Source organism: Hyalangium versicolor, from assembly GCF_020103695.1.
GTDB classification, from domain to species: Bacteria; Myxococcota; Myxococcia; order Myxococcales; family Myxococcaceae; genus Hyalangium; species Hyalangium versicolor.
In genome coordinates, this window is record NZ_JAHXBF010000016.1 from 144,453 (window position 1) to 165,558 (window position 21,106).

The following is a 21,106-nucleotide window of genomic DNA, read 5'->3' on the forward strand; positions in this document are numbered from 1 at the left end:
CGCAGGCCCTTGCTCTCCCGCAGGTCCTTGCTCTCCCGCCGCCCCGGCGGGCCCCACAGGCCCCGCAGATCCTTGCTCTCCCCGAGCCCCGGCAGGCCCCACTGGCCCAGGGGGACCATCTGCTCCCTCGGGACCGGACTTACCAGAACAGGCCACCACCAGAGAGACTGAAACCCACGTCAGAAGCCGAGTCTTCACTATCTGCCCCTCGCCAGCACGTTCAACGCTGCGCGCAGGGTATGCAGTGGCCCGCACCAACAATCTGTACTCTCCAAAGAGTACGTCCCGCCCCGGCCGGGCGTCGTGCCTCAGCGCAGCGGCATGGTGAGCTGGACCAGGCCCATGCGCACCAGCTTCGCCAACGTGCGCAACGTGTCCAGCTCGCGCGCCGGCACCGCCAGCACCAGCGTGGACACATCCCAGCCGCCGTTCACCAGCCCGGCGATCTGCCGCTCCTCGGGCTTGAGCAGTGCCATGCCCTCCGGATCATGCACCGGCACCGGCACCGCCACCGGAGGCAACTCCGAATAGAGCGCCGCCACGTGCTCGCGCTGCACCATGCGGGCGAACTCACGCACGCGCCGGTCCGCCGGATCGCTCGCCAGCAGCGAGGCGCAGATGATGCCCGCCGAGTCGTACTGCCCCTCGCGCACCAGCACCCCGCCCTTCTCCAGCATCTCCGCCACCGGATCCGCCTCCACCTGCGGAGCGCCCTCCACCTCCACCTGCTTCGAGCGCAGCAGATCGAACACGCGCCGGGTGACGGCCGAGCGAGACATGCCCATCGACAGGCGCAGCCGCCCCAGGTTCTGCGAATTGGTGCAAAGAGTGAGGATGACCCGGTGCAGCAGGGGCTGGCTCGGGCTGGGAGAGGCCACCGCGCGCACGCTCATGGCGTCGATGGGCAGCGCCTGCTCCACATCCCCGTGCTCGTCCACCCAGCGCAGGGACTCGAAGAGCAGCTCGCGGATGCTCATGTCCGAGGGCACCCAGTCCTCGCCCGTCCGGTCCGCATCCTCCGTCCAGTGGAACGAGCCGCGCCCCGCGATGGTCAGGTCCATCATCGAGCTGAACAGCTCCTCGCGCCCCATCTCCCGCACCAGCCGCACATCCACGCCGTGCGAGGCGAAGGCCTGCTCCACATCCGGAGTGCGTTGCAGTTCCTCGAAGGAGGCGAGCACGCGGCTGCCGGCGCACAGCTTCGCCAGTTCCAACAACCGGGCCACGCGCTCGCGCAGCCCCCGGCTGGCGGTGGCGATCACCTGGCCGGAGAGGACGAAGATCTTTCGCTCGCCCGCCTCCCACGAGAGTTGCAACGTCCCCGTCTTGCGGGAGCCGTCGAGCCACTGCAGAAGTTCAGGAAGCGGATAGCTGAAGAGATCGCCGTGGAGGGCCATGGGTGACGGATTCCAGAAATTCAAGGATACAGTCAGTAGCCGTGCGCGTCGCGCTCCTGTTCATCGATGGTGTGGGTGTAGGCCGGAAGGACCCGGCCGTGAATCCGCTTGCCGGGCGGTCCCACCTGCTCTCCCAGTTCTCGGACGCCCCTGGAATCCCCCTGCCCGAGGGAGGGAGATGTGTCCCAGTGGACACGACCTTTGGAGTCGAGGGACGGCCCCAATCGGCCTCGAACCAGACGGCCATCCTCACCGGCGAGCCCGCGCCAGTCCTCATCCAGGGCCACGTGCTGGGCTACCCCAACCGGCCCCTGCGGGAACTGCTGGCGGAGCGCTCGCTCGTCAAGAGGCTGGTGGCCTCGGGGCGCAGGGCCACCTTCGCCAACAGCTACCCGGCACCGTACCTGGATGCGCTCCAGTTGCGCCGCCGCGAGTCCACCACGCCTCCGGAGTTCACCTTCCCCCCGGGCATGAAGCGGCGTCTGAAGCCCTCCGCGTCCACGCTGGCCTTCGCCGCGGGCGACGTGCCGCTGCGTACGTTGGATGATGCTCGGGCGGGAGACGGCCTCACGCACGACATCATCGGCACCCACGCCAAGGCCCGAGGGCTGTCGGTGCCCCAGCGCACGCCCGAGGAGGCGGCGGGGATCTTCTGGCGGGTGGCCGAGGAGGCGGACTTCACCTTCTTCGAGCACTACCTGGCGGACGAGGCCGGACATGCCCGGGACTTCGAGGCGGCATTTCACGCGCTCGACACATTCGACGCGTTCGCCCGAGCCGTGGTGGCCACCCGGCCCGCGGACGCGCGGGTGCTCATCTGTAGCGATCATGGCAACGTGGAGGATCTCTCGACACGGAGTCACACCCTCAACCCCGTGCCCGTGCTCTACTTCGGTCCGCCGGCGCCGGAGGTGGAAGCGCTGGCGACCGTGGCCGACGTGGGGCGCACGGTCCTGCGCTGGCTGAACGTGGAGTGAGATGAGCGTGATGGCGGGTCGGAGCCAGAGGCGAGCGGGGCTCGGCGCGATGCTCGCGCTGCTGCTGGGGATGGGGTGCATCTCTCCGCGTGTGGCGATGAAGCGGGACGTGGAGCCCGTCCAGACAGAGGTAGGAGCGTTCTACCTGGAGTACCCACCCACGGATCTCCAAGGGGCCGCCATGGTCCGAGCCTCCATCGAAAAGGCGGCGCCTCGGCTCGCGAAGTGGGGCAGGCTCCAGCAGCCGGTAACGGTGCGCATCCACCCGGATCATGGCTCCCTGGAGGCGGCAGCACCGGGCACCGGCTATGGGTGGCTGCGAGGCTGGACGCGCTACGACGTGCTGGATGTGCAGACCCCGGCCAGCTGGAGTCCGCTGCCCGCCTCCCAGCGGGACCTGGATGAGACGATGCTCCACGAGTTGACGCACGCGGTGATGTTCCAAGCGGCGGCGGACTTCGGGGGCTGGCGGCAGAAAGAGATCCCCTTGTGGTTCCGCGAGGGAATGGCCTCGTACACGGCAGAGCAGGGATACCGCCTCCCCACGCTGGAGCAGCTCGCGCGAACGCTGGACGAGCACCCCTCGTGGGATCCCCTTATGCAGCCCGAGCCGCTCTACCGGGATCAAAGCACGGTGGTCTACGGCGCCGCCCATCATGCCTTCACCTTCCTGGTGAACCGGTATGGGGAGCACACGGTGCTGGCGCTCCTGAGGGAGATGAGCCGCGGCCCGGACTTCCCGTCCGCGTTCACCCTCACTGTGGGCATTCCCCCGGACACCTTCCTGCGAGACTTCGCGCGTTATCTCCGCCTCCGGGGATTCCGGGGAGGGCGCTTGCTGCACGGCCCTGGAGAGCCTCCGGAAGCCCCTCTCCTGGAGAACCCGGATTCCGCTTCGCCCTGATCATGCACTGGGGAGACCCGGCGGCGATCTTCCGCAAGGGGTCTGATAGCTTCGTTCCGTGCTCCTGGCGCAAATCACGGATCTTCACGTCGGTGTTCCTGGCTCGAACGTCGACATTCAGTGCCGCACCACCGTCCAGCTCGCGAGGGCCGTCCAGCACCTGTGCCGGATGGATCCGCTGCCGGATGTGGTGCTGTGCACGGGCGATCTGGTCGATGAGGGAAGCCCGGAGGAATACGCAGTGCTCGTCCCCATGCTGGCGGCACTGCCCATGCCTTGCTACCTGGTGCCGGGCAACCACGACCACCGCGAGAACCTTCGCAAGGCCTTCGTCAGCCACAGCTATCTGCCCCGAGACGGCTTCCTGCACTACGCGGTGGACCTGGGTCCGCTGCGGCTCATCGCGCTCGATACCCACGTGCCGGGAGCTCCGGGCGGCCAGCTCTGCCCCGAGCGGCTCGCGTGGCTCGATGCACGTCTCTCCGAGGCGCCCGACCGGCCCACCGTGTTGATGATGCACCACCCGCCCTTCCGCACCGGCATCGAGCGCATGGACGAGATGGGGCTCGAGGGGAGCGAGGGCATGGCCGAAGTGGTCCGCCGCCACCCTCAGGTCGAGCGCATCCTCTGCGGACACCTGCACCGGCCCATCGTGAAGCGCTTTGGGAACACGGTGGCCAGCACCTGCCCGAGCACAGCCCACCAGGTGGTGCTCGACCTGCGCCGCGAGGGGCGCCTCGCCATCGTCGACGAGCCCCCCGCCTGTCAGCTGCACCTGTGGAACGAGGGGCTCGGACTGGTTTCCCACACCAGCTACATCACAGGCGAACCGGCCCGGCGGTAACGAGGGAGCCCTGCCGGGCGAAGCGAATCCGAACCGGTCTACCTGTCGTACCAGTTCGCGCTACGTCCGCTCACGGGCGCGGCCCCTGCTGCCACGAGGAGCCCTGCCGGGCGAGACGATTCCAAACCTGTCTGCCTAGTGGACAGGTTCGATCAGCTGCCGCCCAGAGGGGACCTTCCCCGGCTGTTCCGGTTGCTACTGGTTCTTCGCCGAGGCCTGCGAGGCCGCCGACGGGCTGGTGAGGATCGGCGGCCGGTCCTTGCCCTCCATCGTGCGCTGCAGCTCGATCTCCTGGAGCAGCACGGCGGGCGCCACGGTGGACACCGGCACCATGCCGCTCTCCGCGCCGCAGAAGCCGTTGAAGATGCCCTGCTTCTGGCCCGTGGCGAGCACCCGGTTCACCGCCGACAGCGGAGTGCCGACGATCTCCACCCCACGCACCAGCGTCTCCTTTCCGTCCTTCACATCGACCCGGTACACCATCCGCGGCACGCCCTTGAACGCCTGGTAGCCATAGCTGGCCGTGTTGGTGTTGCCCCCGGTGATGTCCCGGATGATCAGTCCGTAGGGCTTGCCCTGGCGCTTCGCCTCCGCGATGAGCTGCCGCTTCAACTCGACGTCACTCACCTGCTTCGACGAGTCGACGATCAGGTTCGCCATGCGCGCCACGGGCTTCTGCGTGCCCTGGCTCCGACCGTGCCCATTCGACAGCAGGAAGCCCTCCACCGGCTGGCGTGACAGCAAGTAGCTCCTCAGCACGCCCTTCTCCACCAGCGTCACCCGCTGCCCCTTCACGCCCTCCTCGTCAAACAGGTAGTAGCCGTTGAGCGGCTCGCCACTCATTGTCCGAGTAGACGGGTCGTCAAAGATGGACAGGAAGCCCGGCAACACCTGCTTGCCCTCCTGCCCACGGAAGGTCTTCCCCTCCCGATCATCGTCCTGCCGATGGCCCTCCAGTCGGTGGCCCACGGCCTCGTGGAAGAGCACCCCGGAGGCCTCAGGCGCCAGGATGGCCGGCCCCGTATATGGATCGATCGCGGGAGCCTTGCGCAGCTCCAGCAGCTCCGAGATCACCTTGTCCGTGGCCTCGGCCAGCTTCGCATCGTCCGGCAGCCCTGCCTCGGTGGGCGAGTAGAAGTCTCGCGAGTCATCCAGCAGCTGCCCATCTTCCGCGCGAGTCACCGCGGTGATGTGGAGCCCGTAGAGCGTTTCCTCGGTGATGATGCGGCCGCCCTCGGAGGACACGAAGATGCGCACCACCTTGTCCGCGGTGATCCGCACATCCGAGTCGAACAGCTCCGGGTGCGCGTTGAACCGTCCGGACAGCGTCCGAGCCACCTTCCGCCACTTCTCCCGATCGAACGGGAACGCAACAGGCGCCTGCACGTGGACGTTCGGCTTCTCCTTGGAGAAGGAGGGCGGACGCTTCGGGTCCTCCACCGTGTACACATCCTCGCCCTTCTTCTTGAGGAACTGGGCGAGCGCCGACTTGTACTTCTCGTCCGTCAGCAGCCACAGCGCGGTGCGCAGCGCCATCGGCGAGTCGTCGATGGGGCCATCCGGCCGCGCGAAGAAGCTGGTGCCCTTGGTGGAGACCAGGAAGTCCATCTCCTCGGGGACCGAGCTGTCGAACTCGTACGAGCCTACCCGGACGTCCGCGGACAGCCGGCGGTCGTGGCTCGTGCCATCCGTGAACAGCGCGCCATACCGCGCCCCGATGGCGTACTGGTCGTAGTCCTTGAGCTGATAGCTCATGAAGTACGGCGGCTCGTGTCCCTTGAGCTGGAGCTGCTGCTGGTTGCGGGTCAACTCCGTCACCATCGCGTCCATCAAGCTCTGACGGGGATCAGCCGGTGGAACCGCGGCGAACAGGAGGGTGGAAGCAGCCAGCAGGGGGATGACGGGCAGGCAGGGAAGTCTCACGCGCCCACTGTACCCGAGCCACCCCGCAATGCATCGAAGGTCCTCACCGCCCCCTTTCCGGAGCGGCGAGGACCCTCGCCTGCAAGGCAATCGAGCCGTGTGCGGCTAGGCCTTGGTCACCTTCTCACGGCCCGGGCCCACCAGCTTCGTGGCGTTGCGCGTGTCGATGACGCACTGGGACTTCTGCACCAGCGCCGCGTAGTCGATGCTGGAGTGGTCCGTGAGGATCACCACCGCGTCGTACTCGCCCAGCGTCTCCGCGTTCAGCGGCACGGAGCTCATCTCGTAGTTGAAGCCGTGGCCCTTCTCCAGCTTCGGCACGTACGGATCGTGATAGCTGACCTCGGCGCCCTTCTCCTTGAGCAGCGAGATGACGCGGAGGCTCGGGCTCTCGCGCATGTCGTCGATGTCCTTCTTGTACGCCGCGCCGATGCACAGCACCTTGGCGCCGTTCAGCGTCTTCTTGTGCTGGTTGAGCGCCTCCATGGTGCGCTGCACCACGTAGTACGGCATCTGCGTGTTCACCTCGCCGGCCAGCTCGATGAACTTGGTGTGGAACTCGTACTCGCGCGCCTTCCACGTCAGATAGAAGGGATCGATCGGGATGCAGTGTCCGCCCAGGCCCGGGCCCGGGTAGAAGGGCATGAAGCCGAACGGCTTGGTGCTCGCCGCCTGGATGACCTCCCACACGTCGATGCCCATCCGGTCGCAGAGCATCTTCATCTCGTTGACCATGGCGATGTTCACGCAGCGGAAGATGTTCTCCAGCAGCTTGGAGAGCTCCGCCACCCGCGTGGAGGACACCGGCACCGTCTCCTTCAGAGCGCTGGCGTACAGCGCCTGCGCCACCTCGAGGCACGCCGGCGTGAAGCCACCGACGATCTTCGGGATTGTCTTCGTGTTGAAGCTCTTGTTGCCCGGATCCTCGCGCTCGGGGCTGAAGGCCAGGTGGAAGTCCACGCCCGCCTTCAGGCCGTTCTTCTCCAGCAGCGGCTTGAGCACCTCCTCGGTGGTGCCCGGGTAGGTGGTGGACTCCAACACGAAGAGCTGGTTGCGGCGCACGTACGGCGCCAGCGCCTCGCCCGTCTGGATGATGTACGTCATGTCCGGCTCACGCGAGGCCGTCAGCGGCGTCGGCACGCAGATGACGATGCAGTCCATCTCCGTGGCCTTCGCGAAGTCCGTCGTCGCCTTGAGCTTGCCCTCGCTGCTGAGCTTGGCCAGCGGCTCGCTGGGGATGTGCTTGATGTAGCTCTCCCCCTTGCCAATCTTGTCGATCTTGCGCTGGTCGATATCGAGCCCCGTCACCGGGAAGCCTGCCTCGGCGAACGCCATGCCCAGCGGCAGCCCCACGTAACCCAGACCCACCACGCCCACCTTCGCCTCCCGCTTGCGAATCATGTCGACCAGCGGGCTCACCATCACGCGCATTGCCACACCCTCCCAATGAGACGCCGCGAATCACGGACCGCCTCAAGCCTTTCAGTCACCCTCACAAAAAGACAACCACCCACCTCAACCACGCCGGGGGCACATGCCGCGCCCCGTAGATCACCATGCACGCCTGCTTCACCTGTCCGTACCCTGGCGAGTACGAAGACGGCTCGAGCCGAGGCGCCAGCCCCGAGGCGAAGAGCACCAGTGCCCGCGCCTCACCCTCGGGCCCCAACTCCACGGCGAGCGGCTCGAACTCCCGAGGCGCATCCGGCACCCGCAGGGCCCGCGCCAGCTCCGAGGGCTCGGGAGCCCTCATCCGCGCGTTCATGTCCGGCAGATGCAGCCGGCCCACCGCATCGTGCGTCCCCGTGCCGATCAGCCGATCCGTCACCGCGAGCGCCCGCTCGCGCTTGTCCAGGTAGAAGGTCCGCTCCACACCCACCGGAGAGGAGAGCACCCGGTATCCATCGTGCCGCACCGTGAGCCGATCCAACTGCGCTCCCGGCTGGAACACCTCCACCCGGGCCCGCGCATCCTCGGGCAGCGCGAAGAGCCGCTCCTGGGCAAAGGCCACCTGCTCTGCCCCATCCAGCTCGAGCGTGTTGTGCGCCGCGGTGGACCGGAAGGCGTTCCGCACCGCCGCGTCCCGCGTGTATGTGCCCGTCCCCGAGTCCACGATGAGAGGCTGTCCCTTGAGGTGCAGCTCGAATGAGAGCTTGTCGTTGTGGCTGTGACCGCCCACGCCCCGCTGGCCTTGCCGGCCCGCGCTGACAGTGATGACGGCCTCGGCTCCGCGCAACACGTGGAAGCCACCTTCTTGGAAACTTGTTGAACCAGGAGACGACGCAGGCCCCAACGCCTGGAAACTCTCCAAGCCCGGCTGGCCCAGCAGCCATGCCGCCTCATCGGGGAACTCGCTACCAGCCAGGGAAGGCTCACCGAAGAGCGCAGCCCCCAGGGGCGACAGATAGCCATGGTCCAGATCCGCACGGTCCCGCAGCGGGAAGACGCGGCCGGAGTCATTGTCTCCAATCTGCGGAGCCAACCCCTGCTCCGAGCACCACGCGTGCGTGGCCTGGAACATCCGGACCAGCCGCTCCTCGTAGGCCTTGCCCAGCTCTACGCCCGCCCCGAGCGCCGCCACGTGAGCCAGGGTGAACAGCTCCACCGCGAGCCGGTGGTATGGCGTGGAGCCCTCGAAGGAGGTGCCCTCCGGGTGGACCTGCGCCTCCATCTCCGCGCGAAGGCCCTTCACCGCGAGCGCCACCTGGCGCGGCGAGCCCGGCAACTCCGGGAACAGCACGCCCACCACCAACAGGCCCACATAATTGGAGACCAGGTGGTTGTTGGGAACAGCACCCTTGTCCTCGAGGTGCGCCTCCACGAACTCGGAGTGCTCGGCGAGCGCGCTCAGCACGGGCACGAGGAACTCGGGCCGCTGGACTTCGGGCGCCTCGGCGAACATGGCGAGCGCCTGCGCGAGGTTCGCCGCACGCAGGGCCACCTCCATGGGACACGCCCAGTGCACTCCCATCCCCAGCGGGTTGGCCTGGAGGAAGTCGAGCGTCTGAAGGACGAAGCCCCGCGCGAAGCGAGCACGCGCCTCGGGCTCCTCCTCCACCCAATAGCCCTGCCCGAGCGCCACGAGGCTGTCGAGCCGGCCGAGGACCCATGGATACTTCGGGTCCGAGCCAGGCCGCAGCAGCCGGAGCTGCTCCACCGGCTCCAGCGGGTAGCGGTAGCCGCTCAGTGGATCCAGCGACCAGTCCACCGGCCGCCCCTCACCGAAGGCCACGCGTGTTCCGAAGACAATGAACTCTTGAAGGAGCGCGGTCCGAGCACGCTCGCGGGCCCGCTCCCGCGCACCGGGCACGGAGGCGAGCGCCTGGAGCACGGAGCGGCGATGCTGGCCCTCGCACCACACACCCGTGTTGCGAGTGTCCAGGAACCGACGGGCCAGCTCCGACGCCGAGGTGGCGCCATACGCCTGGAGGAGCCTCAGCTCATCCACCGGGTAGCGGCGCCGGTACAGTGCCTGGCGGGCCACACCCTGCACCCGCCGCACCGCGCTCCGAGCCACCGCAGCCGGCGCCATCCGAACCAGCGCCGAGTAATAATCGAAAGTCCCCATCCGCCCCTTCCACCGTCCTGCCCACCCGTTAGCAATCGCTCGGCCACGGCAAAACCGTTGAAGTCATTGGGCTTGGATCACCCTGGGGTGCTGGGTGACGGTAAAAAATCCAGGGCCTGCGTTTCCTTTGGGAAACCTCCTTCGTTGTGAAGTGCAGATCAATTCATTGAATGGGAAGCATTGCGCCAATCCCCATCCATGATCATTCCTCTCCGCGTGCATGGCGGAGCGTTGATTGGACGGCGACCCGAGGGGCTCGGGGTCGCAGAGGCGGAGCGGGCGATGGCGGCTGTGGCCGAGCATGCTCTCAGGAATGGTGCACGCGCGGGGCTGGAGGCGCTTCTCAAGGAAGCGCTGAAGCTCACGGGTGCGGCGGGCATTGCCCTGCATGAGGGGCGTGTGCGGATCGCGGAGGCGGGCCTGCGGCCTCCTCCTCCTTCCAAGTCACGCGCTTCGCAGGTGTACCCCGTGGGAGATGGGCGCGCGACGCTCGTGATTCTCTCGGAGCGGACCGGTGCGGAGCAGCAGGAGCTGCTCGCTCGGATCGCTCGCATGGCGAATACGCTCCTCGTGGCGCGCAGGCGTGAGGTCTCCCAGCAGGCCCGTCAGGTCCAACTCGTCAGGCAGCGGCAGCGACTGGAGCGGGAGCTGAACTATCGGGAGTGCGCTCGCTCTCGGGCGTCTCACGATCTCCGGACGCCCCTGCTCGTCATCAAGGGATACCTGGAGATGATGCGCAAGGGCATGACAGGTCCGCTCACGCCCACGATGGAGCGCTACGTGGAGCGAATGACTCGCTCCGCCCAGGACATGAACGAGCTCATCGTGCAGCAGCTCTCGCGCGGTGGGGCTCCCGAGGATCTCCTCTGCCTGCTGACGGATGCCTTCGAGCCGCTGGCGCGCAGCCAGCATGTCACCTTGAACGTGAAGTGCGAGGTGCAGTCGGTGCCGGTGCGAGGCCCGGGGCCCGTGCTGGCTCAATTGGCGCGGATGCTGGCTCGGGACGTGAGCGCCACGCGGGCCCACGAGGTGAACCTGAGCATCGACGCTCATGAGAAGGTGGGCATGTGGAGGCTGCGCGTCTCCACGGACAAGCACCGCACGTTGCCGGCTCGCAAGGTGGCTCGGCTGGAGCACCTCGTGCTCCGCCTGGGAGGCACCCTGTCCATCCAGGACGAGTCTCCATTCGAGCTGCGGGTGCACCTGCCCGCCGTGAGCTTCGCCCCGAGCCACCGTTCGCAGCCTCGGGTTCAGGCAACGGCGGTCGAGGCGATCTGATTAGCCGGGCAGCAGCTGGCGAACGAGATCCAGCAGCTTGCCGCGCTCCACTTCGCGCTTCACGATGTAGCCGTCCGCGCCGGCCTCGAGGCCCTCGGCCCGCTCCTCGGGGCTGTCGAGCGAGGTGACGAGGATGACGGGCGTCCGGTTGAGCGTGGGGTGCGAGCGGATGCGTCGCGTGAGCCCCACACCATCCAGCCGAGGCATCTGCCAGTCGCTGACCACGAGCTGGCAAGGCGTGCGCTCCAGCACCTCCCAGGCCTCTTCGCCGTCCGAGGCGGTGACTACCGGGTAGCCGGCGATCTCCAGCAGCGACTTCATGGCGAAGCGGGTGGTGAGCGCGTCGTCGCACACGAGGATGCGCGGCCGACGGATCTCTCCACCCACGGAGCGCGTGCTCGGCGAGGCGGCACGCAGCAACTCGGGCGCGTTGAGCACCGGCACCAGGCGGCCGTCATCCAGCACGGCCGCGCCAGCCAGGTGAGCCACACCCTTCAGGTGCGGGCCCAGCGAGCGGACGACGATCTCCTGCTGCCCCACCACCTCGTCGATGGCGAACAACACCCGGTCCTTGCCGAGCGTGAGCAGCATCACCGTCTGCATCTTCCCGTTCTCGAGCGCCAGCGGCAGCCGGGGCAGGCCAATGGCCTCCGCCAGCGAGAGGAAGACGATCTGCTCGTCATCCACCCGGGCCACCACGCGGCCCGCCACGGTGCCCACGTCAGCCGGAGCGAGGCGGAACACGCGCTCCACCATGTCCGAGGGCACGGCGACGACCGCAGTGCCTACGCGCACCAGCAGCCCCAGCGCGGAGGCGAGCGTCAGCGGCAGGTCGATGACGAACCGCGTCCCCTGCCCCTCCGTGTACGTCACATCCACCGCACCCTGGAGCCGCTGGGCAGTGGCGAGCACCACGTCCAGGCCCACGCCGCGCCCGGAGGTCTCCGTCACCTGATCGCGGGTGGAGAAGCCGGGCTGGAAGATGAGCCGCGCCGCCTGCGCATCCGAGAGCTTGGCCGCCGCCTCCGCCGACAGCAGGCCGCGCTTGATGGCCGTAGCGCGGACCTTCGCGGGTGACAGGCCTCCACCGTCATCCTCCACGATGACGGCGATGCGGGTGCCTCGGGACTCCACGCGCACCCAGAGCTTGCCCCTCTCGGACTTGCCAGCCTCGCGGCGGGCCTGCGGAGACTCGATGCCGTGGTCGATGGCGTTGCGCACCAGGTGCAGCAGCGGATCCTTCAGTGCATCGAGGATGCGGCGATCCAGCCGCACGTCTCCGCCCATGACGAAGAGGTCCACCTGCTTGCTGAGGCGGGCGCCCACCTCGCGCACCGTGCGCTTGAGCGGTTCGAGCACCTGGAGCGCCGGCACCATGCGCAGATCGCGCAGGTCGTCGCGCACCACCTGGGCCACCAGGTTGAGCTGCTCGCCCTCGCGGGTGGAGTCCTTCAGCAGCTCCACGATGCGCTTCTGCATCGAGCGCAGGACAGTGACTCCGGCCCGCAGCGACTCCAGCGCCTCACCGGCCCCCGTCAGCGACAGCTGCGACGAGGAGCGCTCCAGGTGGACGATGGTGTCGTGGGTGCTGTCGAGCAGATCCCTCAGCGCGTCCGTGCGGCGCGCCTGCTGGGAGCGGCCCGCGATCAGGTGCTCCACCTGGAGCCCCAGGGACTCCAGCGTCTTCACCGAGACGCGCACCGCCTGATCGACGCCACCCCTGGCGCCTGCCACGGGCTCGGCGGCGGCCGCGGGGGCTCCTGCCGCCTCGCTGGCCGCACGCAGCGCCTGGGCGGCCTGCTTCGTCGCCATGGGGGGCGACTCGGGCACAGGTGCCTTTGCGGGAGCCGCGGGCGCCGGAGCGTGAGCCTCCGCCTCCTCCTCGACCACGGGAGTCTTGGGAGCGAGCGCTCCCCGGAGATCCACCAGCAGCCCCGCGAGCTCTGATGCGGCAATGCTCGCGGCATCGCCTGGCTGCTCCATCTTCGAGAAGCCCACCGCCGTCCGCTCCGCGATCGGAGCGACGGAGTTCTCCTGGGCCGCCTCGGCCGCGATCTTGATCGAGCGCGCCAGCGCCACCGCCGTGCGCACGGTGTTCTCGCGCTCCGGCACGTTCGGCGAGACCAGCGAAACCAGCGCCGCCTCGAGCTTCTCCAGCGCCTGCAGCGCGTCCTTGCGGAAGCGCTCGCTCTGGCGAGGCTTCTCCTTGACGGCCCCCTCGCTGTGCCCGAGCGCCGCCAGCAGCCCGGCCAGCCCTTCGATGGCGGGCTCCTCGCCCGCATCTCCCAGCCCCAGCGCGAGCTCGATGGAGGACAGGCCCCGCAGGGTCACCTCCACCACCTCGCGCGGCAGCCGATCCTGGGGCTGGTAGCGCGCGAGCCCATCCTCGATGGCGTGGACGACCTGCTCGATCTCCGAGAGCCCGAGGCTGGCGGCGGAGCCCTTCAGGCTGTGCACCAGCCGCTTCAGCGACGGGAGCAGATCCGGGTCCCGCCCGTTGGGCTCTTCCTCCAGGCTGAGCACCTTGGTGCCGATGGCCTGGATTTGCTCTCGCGTCTCCGCGGAGAAGATGGGCCAGATGCTGCGGAACAGCTGCGGATCCATACGCCCGGCCTACCCTCGCCTCTCGGCGGACGGAGTGCCCAGCTGAGCCACATCGAGCACCGTCAGCCGGTCCGGCGTCAGGTGCAGGAAGGGGCCCGCCGGTGGCGAAGACAGGGTGGCGCGCAGCAGTTCCTGCCGCCCGTCCACCTGCTCGGCCGCGATCCCAAAGGCATCTCCCAGCAGATCGACCACGACGACCTTGCCCAGGTCGGACATGCCGCCGCCCTCGAGCCCCAGCAGCTGGCGCAGGTCCAGCACCGGAACCACGCGCGAGCGGGACACCAACGCGCCCATCACATGGCGCGGCGCCCCGGGCAGCGAGCACAGCCCACGAGACTCCAGCACGTGGTCCACCTGCTCGATGGGGACGGCATAGCGCTCGCCACCCACGCGAAAGGTCAGCACGGTGATCACCGCGGGACGGACCTCTTCACGAGATCCAGCCAGCGCGCGCGCACGCGTGGAGAGCACCTCGCGGCGCTTCTCCGGGCTGACCTGCGCGTTCTCGATCAACGCCCGCGCATCATCGAGCCGCTGGAACAGGCCGGAGTAGTCGATCTCGACCTTGGCGTCTTCCGTGGCCATCCGATGCTCAGCGCCCCGTGGGGCTCTTCACAGGGAGTTTGAGCAGCTCGCGCACCCGCTCACGCAGCTCGTCCACGGAGACGGGCTTGTTGAGGAAGGCGCTGGCGCCCACCAAGCGCCCGCGCTGCCGACTGGCCTCGTCCTTGAGCGAGGTCAGCAGCAGGAAGGGCGTAGCGTGGAGCGTGGAGTCCGCTCGCACCGCCGCGCAGAGGGCGAATCCGTCCATCTCCGGCATCTGCACGTCGGAGATGACCAGGTCGGGCTTGATCTCGCGCGCCTTGGCCAGCCCCTGAACGCCGTTGCCGGCTTCGAAGAACTGGAGCCCCCACCCCATCAGGTACACCTGTAGCAGGTTCGTGATCGTCTTGGTGTCCTCGACGATCAAGACCTTCAACGGCGCTCCCTTTGTCCCGGCCGTGTTCATAGCTGATATCTACCTACGAGCTCCGAGAACTTCTTGGAGAGGTTCGAGAGGTTACCCGCGACCTGTTCAATCTGACGCGTCCCATTGACGCTGTCAGCCATGGCCACCGACAGCTCGCTCATTGCCGTAGCGATCTGTTCGACGCCGATCGTCTGCTGCCGCGTGTTGCCGGCGATCTGCCGGGCCGCGGCGGAGGACTCCTTGATGACCTCGGCCAGGCCGAGGATCGCCGAGCCCGCGCTCTGGGCCAGCGCCATGGCGGCCTGGGCTCTGCGGCTGCCCTCGTCCGTGGCCGCCACCGCCGCCTTGGTGCCCTTCTGCACTTCACCCAGCAGGCCGCGCACCTGATTGGCGGCCACCTTGGACTGCTCGGCCAGGGCGCGCATCTCCATGGCCACCACCGCGAAGCCGCGTCCGTGCTCGCCGGCCTTGGCCGCCTCGATGGAGGCGTTGAGCGCCAGCAGGTTGGACTGCTCGGCCACGTCGCGCACCGTGGTGATGATGTCGCTGATCTGCAGGGTGCGCTCGTTCAGCTCGGTGATGGCCACCGCGATGGCGCGCACCTGCTCGCCCAGCTTCTCCATGCCGGCCACGCTCTCGGCCACCACCTTCTGGCCTTCCGTGGACAGCGCCTCGGAGCGCTGGGTGCCGCTGATCACCGAGTCCGCGTAGCTGGTGGCCTGCTTGGCCGTCTGGGCGATCTCCGCCACCGTGGTGCTCGTCTCGCTGATGGCCGAGGCCTGCTCGTGCGCCATGGCGGACTGCTGCGAGGAGGTGGTCAGCGCGCTGTTGGCCTCGCGCTCGATGTCCGCCGCGGCGGCGCGCAAGTCCGCCACCAGGTGCGTCACCGTCTTCGCCATCTGCCCGAAGCTCAGCGCCACCTCGCCAATCTCATCGGAGGAGCGCACATCGATCTGCTGGCGGAGATCTCCGGCGGCGATGCCCGCGGCCGCCTGCGCCAGCCGCTCCAGCGGCACCGTCACCAACCGGGACAGCAGGGCCGCGGCGATCATGCAGACGAGCAGCGCCACCACGCCGATCCCCACGCCTCGCATGGCACTCTCACGCACCGCGGCGGCCAGGGGCTCCAACTGGATGCCCACCTGCACCGTGCCCACCTGGGCCGGCTTGTCGGCGGACGCGGGCTGGCGAGGATCCTCGGCGCGGCCAAAGTAGATGGGCGCCGAGGTCTCCAGCACCCGCCGGCCGCTCACGCTCAGCTCGCGCCCCTCGGCCTGGGCCGACTTGGAAGGGGCCACCTTGTCGGACCCGGTGTAGGACTTGTCGGCGGCCAGCGCCAACACCTCTCCCTGGCGATCGCGGACGACGACGTAGGCCACCTCCGGCACGTCCCGCAGCGTGGCGTCCGCCGCCTGCTGCAGGGTGACCTGGGAGTTGGCGGCGGTGTGAGCCGCCAGGTTCGTGGCCAGTTGGATGCTGACCACGCGCGCCCGCGACGCCAATTCGTCACGCAGGGCAGTGCGCATCTGCACCGTGAACACGGCGATCAGCAGGCCGGCCACCACGGCGCCCGTCAGCCCTGTGATCAACAGGATCTTGGTGCGCAGGCTGAGCCGTCCCACCGACCGACGCCCCGGCACGGCCGGCTTGATGCCTTGGACTTCCACATTGCCTCCCAGCTATCGCGAGCGCTCCCTACCGCGCCCCTAACCCGTCCGGTTTCTCGCGGACAGGGCCTGTCTCAGGCCTCCCGCCGTCATCGTTTCCACACCCCGGAGTTGATGCTCGTCATCCAATCCATCGAGTGCGCGTAGCGCATTCTGCCGGGCACGCTCCGCCTCTTCCCGCCGATTCAACCGCGAATAGAGCGTCACCAGGGTGGCGTGGCCGAGCGCCATCTGGGGATCCAGATACAGCGCCTTGCGGACCAAATCCACCGCCCCGTTGATGTTGCCCCGCGCCTCGGCCACCATGGCCAGCAGCAGGTAGGCCTCCGGGAAGAGTTTCCGAGCCGCTTCCCGCCCCAACTCCTCGGCCTTGTCGAACTTGCCCTCCCGCGCCGCCGTCAGCGCCTGACGCAACACGTCATCATTGCCCGTGGGACTGGAAGAATTCGCACTGGGCGGAGGAGCCGCAGGCGGCGTGGTTTCTGCGGGCGGCGCGGGCGCGCGAGGAGGCGGTGGAGGTGCGGGCTTGCGGGGAGGCGGGACGCTCTTCAGCTTGCGCAGCAGCTCCGCGTTCGGATCCGTCTTCGGCTCGGCGGGCAGCTCCGGAGGCGGAGCCGGCTTCACGCGAGGCACGCGCAGCACGGGCGAGCCCTGCACGTCGATCTGCTCCAGGCCCATCCCGTTGGTGAGGGGAATCTCCGCAGGCGCCAGGAACAGCAACCCACCTGGAGTGATGGCCGCGACGAGCTTGGCGAGCACCTGCCGCACCAGCTCGGGCGGGAAGTAGATGAGCACGTTGCGGCAGAAGACGGCGTCCAGATCGGCCACCGGGGCCGCGTCCATCACCAGGTTGTGCCGCAGGAACTCCACCGGCCTTCGCGCCTGGGAGTTGACCATCACCAGATCGCCCTGCGGGGTGAGGAAGCGCCGCTCCATGGACGGCTCGATGCGCCGCACCGACCAGGGACCATAGGTGGCGGCGCGGGCCCGCTGGAGCGAGCGGGCGGAGATGTCACTGGCCGTCACCCGGACGCGCTCCACCGGAACTCCCGCGGCCAGCAGCGTCATCGCGATGCTGTAGGCCTCCTCGCCGGTGGCGCAGCCCGCGCTCCACACGCGGATCAGCCCCTCTTCCTTCTGGGTGGCCGCGCGAGCCAGCTCCCGCAGGTGCTCGGGGTGGCGGAAGAAGTACGTCTCGCCAATGACGGCGTACTCGATGAACAGCTCGACGGTGGCCGCGTCCCGCGCCAGCAACTTCTGGAGGAACGCGGGGATCTCCATACCCCGAGCCTCGGCGGCCCGGGTGAGCGCGGTGCTCAACGAGCGCCGCACGCTCGAGGCGAGCGTCATGCCGCTGGCCTCGCGCAGCACGTTCTCGACCCGGCTGAGCGTGGCTTCATCGAGCGCATCCGCTCGCGCGACCTCGCTCACGTCTCCTCCGAGATCGACAGCGCCAGGATGGCCGAGGTGCGCAGCAGGGGCCGCAGCGCCCCGTCCGGCGTCTTGCACAAGCCCGCCATCAGACCCGTCTTGTCCCAGGGCGAGCGCTCCTCACCCTCGCCCACCCGATCCACCAGGAGCGGCGACTCGACGATGTCCTGCACATGATCCACCAGCAGCGCCACGGTGCGATTGCCCACGCAGACGACCAGGTGCGCGTCCAGCGAAGGTTCGCGGCGCACGCCCATCAGCGCGGCCAGATCCACCGCCAGGGCGGACACGCCTCGGTAGGTGAAGGCGCCCATGACATGCGGAGGCGAGCTCGGTAGTAACTGCATCTCGACCAACCGGACCACTTCCTGCACCGAGTCGGAGGGCAACAGCACTTGTGTGCCAGCCACCTCCACGGTGAGGAAGAGCCCGGGCAGGCGGTGTTCACCGCCCAGGTGGACCAGCTCACGCCGCAGGCGCGTCAGTTCGTTTTCCAGCGTCAGCAGCCGCTGCTGGACAGACGCACGACGCGCCAGGGCTTCCGCCGGAGTTGTAGGAGTTTCTGCCATCGGGGAGACCCCCCGGCGCACACGCTCGGGTTGGATGGAACCGTAATCTTTCCGAAGGAGGACCGTCAATGCGGGCGAACGTGCCTTGCTGCTTCCTCGCCTGCTGAGAACAAGCCTGCCCGACCTGACACGGTGGGTCCACAGCTCCGATCGCTCACTTTCTCTGGTTGTGGTTTGATGCACTCTGGGAATGTGGATGGAGGCGTGGATGTCGTTTGCAGTCAGGGGAATGGAATGATCAAGAGCGATGCTCCGAGCCCTGAGGCATCTGGGACCCCCGGGGGGGACCCCCTTATCGGCCGCAATCTCAATGGCCGATTCAGCATCGTCGAACCGATCGGCGTGGGAGGCATGGGCAAGGTGTACCGCGCCATGCAGGCCCCGCTGGATCGCGTGGTGGCCCTGAAGGTCCTCAATCCCAGCTTCCCCAGCACCAAGGACCCGGGCTTCCAGCAGCGCTTCCTGCGCGAGGCCTCGCTCACGTCCAAGCTCCGCCACCCCAGCACCGTGACGGTGATCGACTACGGGCAGACCGACGATGGCATCTACTACATCGCCATGGAGTACCTGGAGGGTAGGACGCTGGCCCAGGTGCTCGCCCAATCCGGTCCCCTGCCCTGGAGCCGGGTAATCTCGATCGTCCAGCAGGTGTGCCGCTCTCTGCGTGAAGCCCATGCGATGGGCATCGTCCACCGAGACCTGAAGCCGGCCAACATCATGCTGCTCAACGAGTCGGATCAGGATCTGGTGAAGGTCCTCGACTTCGGCCTCGTGAAGTCCATTGCGCCGGTGAACGAGGGCGAGGCCCCGCTCAGCCCGGAGATCACCCAGAGCGGCACGTTCCTGGGTTCGCCGCAGTACATGGCGCCGGAGCAGGCGCGCAACGTGGCGGACGCGCGCAGCGACATCTACTCGCTGGGCGTGGTGATGTACCAGATGCTGCAGGGGCGCCCGCCCTTCATCGCGCGGGATCACCTGGAGCTGATCTTCTCGCACTGCAAGGAGCCGCCTCCGCCCTTCAACTCGCTGCGGCCGCACATCCCCGTGCCGCACGACATCGAGGCGGTGGTGATGCGCTGCCTGGAGAAGGATCCCGCGCGCCGCTTCCAGTCGATGGACGAGATGCTGGAGGCGATGCGCTCGGCCAACATGGCGGCCGGCGGCCACAGCGGCATCTTCAAGCGCCCCGGTGGCGGCACGACGGGCCCTCACGCCTCACCCCCCTTCGCGACGGCCGGAGCTCCCGACACCAACGCCTCCACCCTCGCGCTGGACATCAGCGTGGAGGTGCCCGAGGCCGTGGCCAAGACGCGCCGCCGCAAGGTGATGGTGATGGGCGGACTGGCGGCCGGCGCGGTGGTCGTCGGACTGGTGGCCACCGTCTTCATGATGCGCTCGCGCGAGGTGCCGCCCGCCGCCCCCGTGAAGGTCGAGACGGCCACCGTGGCTCCGGTGCCCGCGACGCCTCCTCCTCCCGCGCCCGAGCCCGCGCAGGCCGCGCCGCAGATGGTCCGCCTCCGGCTGATGAGCGAGCCCACGGGCGCCCACGTCTACTACCAGGGCAAGGAGCGCGGCGTGACGCCGTTCCTGCTGGAGATCCCCGCCGGCGGAGACGGCACCGTGACGGCGGAGCTCACCTTCGCGCTCGAGGGCTACCAGACCGAGACCGTGATGACGGGTGGCTCGGGAGACGTGGTGCTCTCGCAGAAGCTCCAGAAGCGCCGGCCCGGATCTCCCGGAGGTGGAAAGGTGGAGATCACCAGCGCACGCAATGGCCGCCTGGAGCCCGCCTCCTCCATGTCCGTGTCGTTCGACCCTGCCGAGTCCCTGGAGCCCTCTCCTCCGCCGGCGGCCAAAGCGGCGGCCGCGGACGATGGCGCCGACTCAGGAGGGAGCATCGCCGTCCCGGTGGTGCCAGTGGGTGTGATCGCCGCCGCGGGCAAGCCCCTGGCGTACGGCCAGGGCATGAGCCGGCCGGAGCAGCTCGAGGGCAAGGAGATCGCCTATACCCGCGAGGCGCTGGCGGCCAAGATCCAGGGCACGATGCTCGTGCGGTGCACCATCACCAAGGATGGCCGCGTGGAGAACTGCCGCATCCTCAAGCCGCTGCCGCACATGGAGTCGGCCGTCGTGGAGGCGCTGCAGTCGCGCCGCTACAAGCCCATCCTCTATAAGGGGCAGGTCGTCGCGGTGGACTACGTGTTCAACATCAAGCTGCAGTTGCCGCGGCGCTGAGCGCCGCACCTCCGGCGCCGGGGCCTGCCTCCTGAGTCAGGGAGCCGCGGGCGACCCGGCGGCCGGAGCGCCCGCCGAGGGCACTCCCCAATCCACTACCGGCCAGCCACGCCGCACCGCCTCGCGGCGCAGGCGGTAGTCCGGGTGCACGGCCACAGGCCGGCCCACCACCTCCATCACGGGCAGATCCGAATAGGAGTCCGTGTAGAAGGAGCACGCGGACAAAGACACGCCCGCCGCGCGCGCGTAGCCCTCCGCATGGGTCCGCTTGCCCAACCCGAAACACACCTCGCCCAGAGGGCGGCCGGTGTGCAGCCCCCCTGCATCCACCTCGAAGCGGTTGCAGAGGATGGCATCCAGGCGCAGATCCCGGGCCACCAATTCGGAGAGATAGCCCGAGGAGGACGTGAGGAGCACCAGCCGCTCCCCGGCGGTGCGGTGCTCCTCGAGCGCACGCAGGGCTCCTGGGCGGTACAGAGGGCGAACCTGCGCCTCATAGAAGGCATGGGTCCGCTCCTGGATGGCCTGGGAGGAAGTGCCCGCCAGGTGGGCGATGGCCGCGAGCACCGCGTCCTGCATGGACACGAAGCCCAGGTGGTAGCGGGCGATCCACAGGCTCGCGCGGAGCGCCTGAACCCGGGTGATGTGGCCCAGGGCCAGTTCGCGGCGGACCCACAGCGTCCCGGAGTTCACCGCGAGGAGCGTCTTATCGAGATCGAAGAACGCGACGCTCATGTTT

At 68.5% G+C, this 21,106-nt stretch carries 16 protein-coding genes; 5 read left to right on the forward strand and 11 right to left on the reverse strand.

What is annotated here, in order from left to right; all coding sequences use genetic code 11:
- Positions 1–308: 308 nt before the first annotated feature.
- Positions 309–1,397, reverse strand: coding sequence for a DUF4388 domain-containing protein (locus KY501_RS30940; RefSeq protein ID WP_224367231.1), 1,089 nt, complete (start codon positions 1,395–1,397; stop codon positions 309–311).
- Positions 1,398–1,438: 41 nt separating this feature from the next.
- Here KY501_RS30940 and KY501_RS30945 point away from each other — a divergent pair, with 41 nt between their 5' ends.
- From KY501_RS30945 to KY501_RS30955, 3 genes are read left to right on the forward strand one after another with little or no spacing between them, the layout of a single operon-like run.
- Positions 1,439–2,374: an alkaline phosphatase family protein gene (locus tag KY501_RS30945; RefSeq protein WP_224367232.1), complete on the forward strand. Its 936-nt coding sequence runs from the start codon at positions 1,439–1,441 to the stop codon at positions 2,372–2,374.
- A gap of 10 nt (positions 2,375–2,384) precedes the next feature.
- A complete protein-coding gene (locus KY501_RS30950; protein ID WP_224367233.1) occupies positions 2,385–3,278 on the forward strand; it encodes a gluzincin family metallopeptidase in 894 nt (297 codons plus the stop codon).
- Positions 3,279–3,336: 58 nt separating this feature from the next.
- Complete coding sequence (locus tag KY501_RS30955) at positions 3,337–4,122, forward strand: phosphodiesterase (protein ID WP_224367234.1); 786 nt, start codon at positions 3,337–3,339, stop codon at positions 4,120–4,122.
- A 195-nt stretch (positions 4,123–4,317) separates the two neighbouring features.
- Here the strand turns inward: KY501_RS30955 and KY501_RS30960 are convergent, their stop codons facing one another.
- The 3 genes from KY501_RS30960 to KY501_RS30970 form a co-directional block, all read right to left on the reverse strand.
- Positions 4,318–6,045, reverse strand: a complete 1,728-nt coding sequence (locus KY501_RS30960; RefSeq protein ID WP_224367235.1) for a TldD/PmbA family protein — start codon at positions 6,043–6,045, stop codon at positions 4,318–4,320.
- 105 nt (positions 6,046–6,150) lie between these two features.
- A complete protein-coding gene (locus KY501_RS30965; RefSeq protein WP_224367236.1) occupies positions 6,151–7,476 on the reverse strand; it encodes a nucleotide sugar dehydrogenase in 1,326 nt (441 codons plus the stop codon).
- A 61-nt stretch (positions 7,477–7,537) separates the two neighbouring features.
- A complete protein-coding gene (locus KY501_RS30970) occupies positions 7,538–9,613 on the reverse strand; it encodes a heparinase II/III family protein (protein ID WP_224367237.1) in 2,076 nt (691 codons plus the stop codon).
- 198 nt (positions 9,614–9,811) lie between these two features.
- On the opposite strand from KY501_RS30970, the gene KY501_RS30975 reads away from it, so the two are divergent.
- Complete coding sequence (locus tag KY501_RS30975) at positions 9,812–10,891, forward strand: histidine kinase dimerization/phospho-acceptor domain-containing protein (RefSeq protein ID WP_224367238.1); 1,080 nt, start codon at positions 9,812–9,814, stop codon at positions 10,889–10,891.
- On the opposite strand, the gene KY501_RS30980 is transcribed toward KY501_RS30975, so the two are convergent.
- From KY501_RS30980 to KY501_RS31005, 6 genes are read right to left on the reverse strand one after another with little or no spacing between them, the layout of a single operon-like run.
- Entirely contained in the window at positions 10,892–13,495 is a 2,604-nt protein-coding gene (locus KY501_RS30980; RefSeq protein ID WP_224367239.1) for a hybrid sensor histidine kinase/response regulator, read from the reverse strand.
- Positions 13,496–13,504: 9 nt separating this feature from the next.
- On the reverse strand, positions 13,505–14,080 hold the full coding sequence (locus KY501_RS30985) for a chemotaxis protein CheW (protein WP_224367240.1): 576 nt from the start codon (positions 14,078–14,080) through the stop codon (positions 13,505–13,507).
- A gap of 7 nt (positions 14,081–14,087) precedes the next feature.
- On the reverse strand, positions 14,088–14,504 hold the full coding sequence (locus KY501_RS30990; protein WP_224367241.1) for a response regulator: 417 nt from the start codon (positions 14,502–14,504) through the stop codon (positions 14,088–14,090).
- Positions 14,501–16,132 carry a methyl-accepting chemotaxis protein gene (locus KY501_RS30995; RefSeq protein ID WP_224367242.1) on the reverse strand — a complete coding sequence of 544 codons (1,632 nt, stop codon included), beginning with the start codon at positions 16,130–16,132 and terminating at the stop codon, positions 14,501–14,503. The genes KY501_RS30990 and KY501_RS30995 overlap by 4 nt, the downstream gene beginning before the upstream one ends.
- A 39-nt stretch (positions 16,133–16,171) precedes the next feature.
- Complete coding sequence (locus KY501_RS31000) at positions 16,172–17,563, reverse strand: CheR family methyltransferase (RefSeq protein ID WP_224367243.1); 1,392 nt, start codon at positions 17,561–17,563, stop codon at positions 16,172–16,174.
- Positions 17,560–18,132, reverse strand: coding sequence for a chemotaxis protein CheW (locus tag KY501_RS31005; RefSeq protein WP_224367244.1), 573 nt, complete (start codon positions 18,130–18,132; stop codon positions 17,560–17,562). Before KY501_RS31005 ends, KY501_RS31000 begins: the two co-directional genes overlap by 4 nt.
- 234 nt (positions 18,133–18,366) lie before the next feature.
- Between KY501_RS31005 and KY501_RS31010 the strand changes: the two genes are divergently transcribed.
- Positions 18,367–20,367, forward strand: coding sequence for a TonB family protein (locus KY501_RS31010; RefSeq protein WP_224367245.1), 2,001 nt, complete (start codon positions 18,367–18,369; stop codon positions 20,365–20,367).
- A gap of 36 nt (positions 20,368–20,403) precedes the next feature.
- Here the strand turns inward: KY501_RS31010 and KY501_RS31015 are convergent, their stop codons facing one another.
- Positions 20,404–21,102 carry an HAD family hydrolase gene (locus KY501_RS31015; protein WP_224367246.1) on the reverse strand — a complete coding sequence of 233 codons (699 nt, stop codon included), beginning with the start codon at positions 21,100–21,102 and terminating at the stop codon, positions 20,404–20,406.
- Between the last annotated feature and the right edge of the window lie 4 nt (positions 21,103–21,106).

Coding starts and splice junctions, on each gene's coding strand:
- KY501_RS30950 (WP_224367233.1), top strand. CDS start 2,385: ATGGCGGGTCGGAGCCAGAGGCGAGCGGGGCTCGGCGCGATGCTCGCG.
- KY501_RS30985 (WP_224367240.1), bottom strand. CDS start 14,080: ATGGCCACGGAAGACGCCAAGGTCGAGATCGACTACTCCGGCCTGTTC.
- KY501_RS30965 (WP_224367236.1), bottom strand. CDS start 7,476: ATGCGCGTGATGGTGAGCCCGCTGGTCGACATGATTCGCAAGCGGGAG.
- KY501_RS31005 (WP_224367244.1), bottom strand. CDS start 18,132: ATGGCAGAAACTCCTACAACTCCGGCGGAAGCCCTGGCGCGTCGTGCG.
- KY501_RS30980 (WP_224367239.1), bottom strand. CDS start 13,495: ATGGATCCGCAGCTGTTCCGCAGCATCTGGCCCATCTTCTCCGCGGAG.
- KY501_RS30970 (WP_224367237.1), bottom strand. CDS start 9,613: ATGGGGACTTTCGATTATTACTCGGCGCTGGTTCGGATGGCGCCGGCT.
- KY501_RS31015 (WP_224367246.1), bottom strand. CDS start 21,102: ATGAGCGTCGCGTTCTTCGATCTCGATAAGACGCTCCTCGCGGTGAAC.
- KY501_RS30940 (WP_224367231.1), bottom strand. CDS start 1,397: ATGGCCCTCCACGGCGATCTCTTCAGCTATCCGCTTCCTGAACTTCTG.
- KY501_RS31010 (WP_224367245.1), top strand. CDS start 18,367: ATGATCAAGAGCGATGCTCCGAGCCCTGAGGCATCTGGGACCCCCGGG.
- KY501_RS30990 (WP_224367241.1), bottom strand. CDS start 14,504: ATGAACACGGCCGGGACAAAGGGAGCGCCGTTGAAGGTCTTGATCGTC.
- KY501_RS30975 (WP_224367238.1), top strand. CDS start 9,812: ATGATCATTCCTCTCCGCGTGCATGGCGGAGCGTTGATTGGACGGCGA.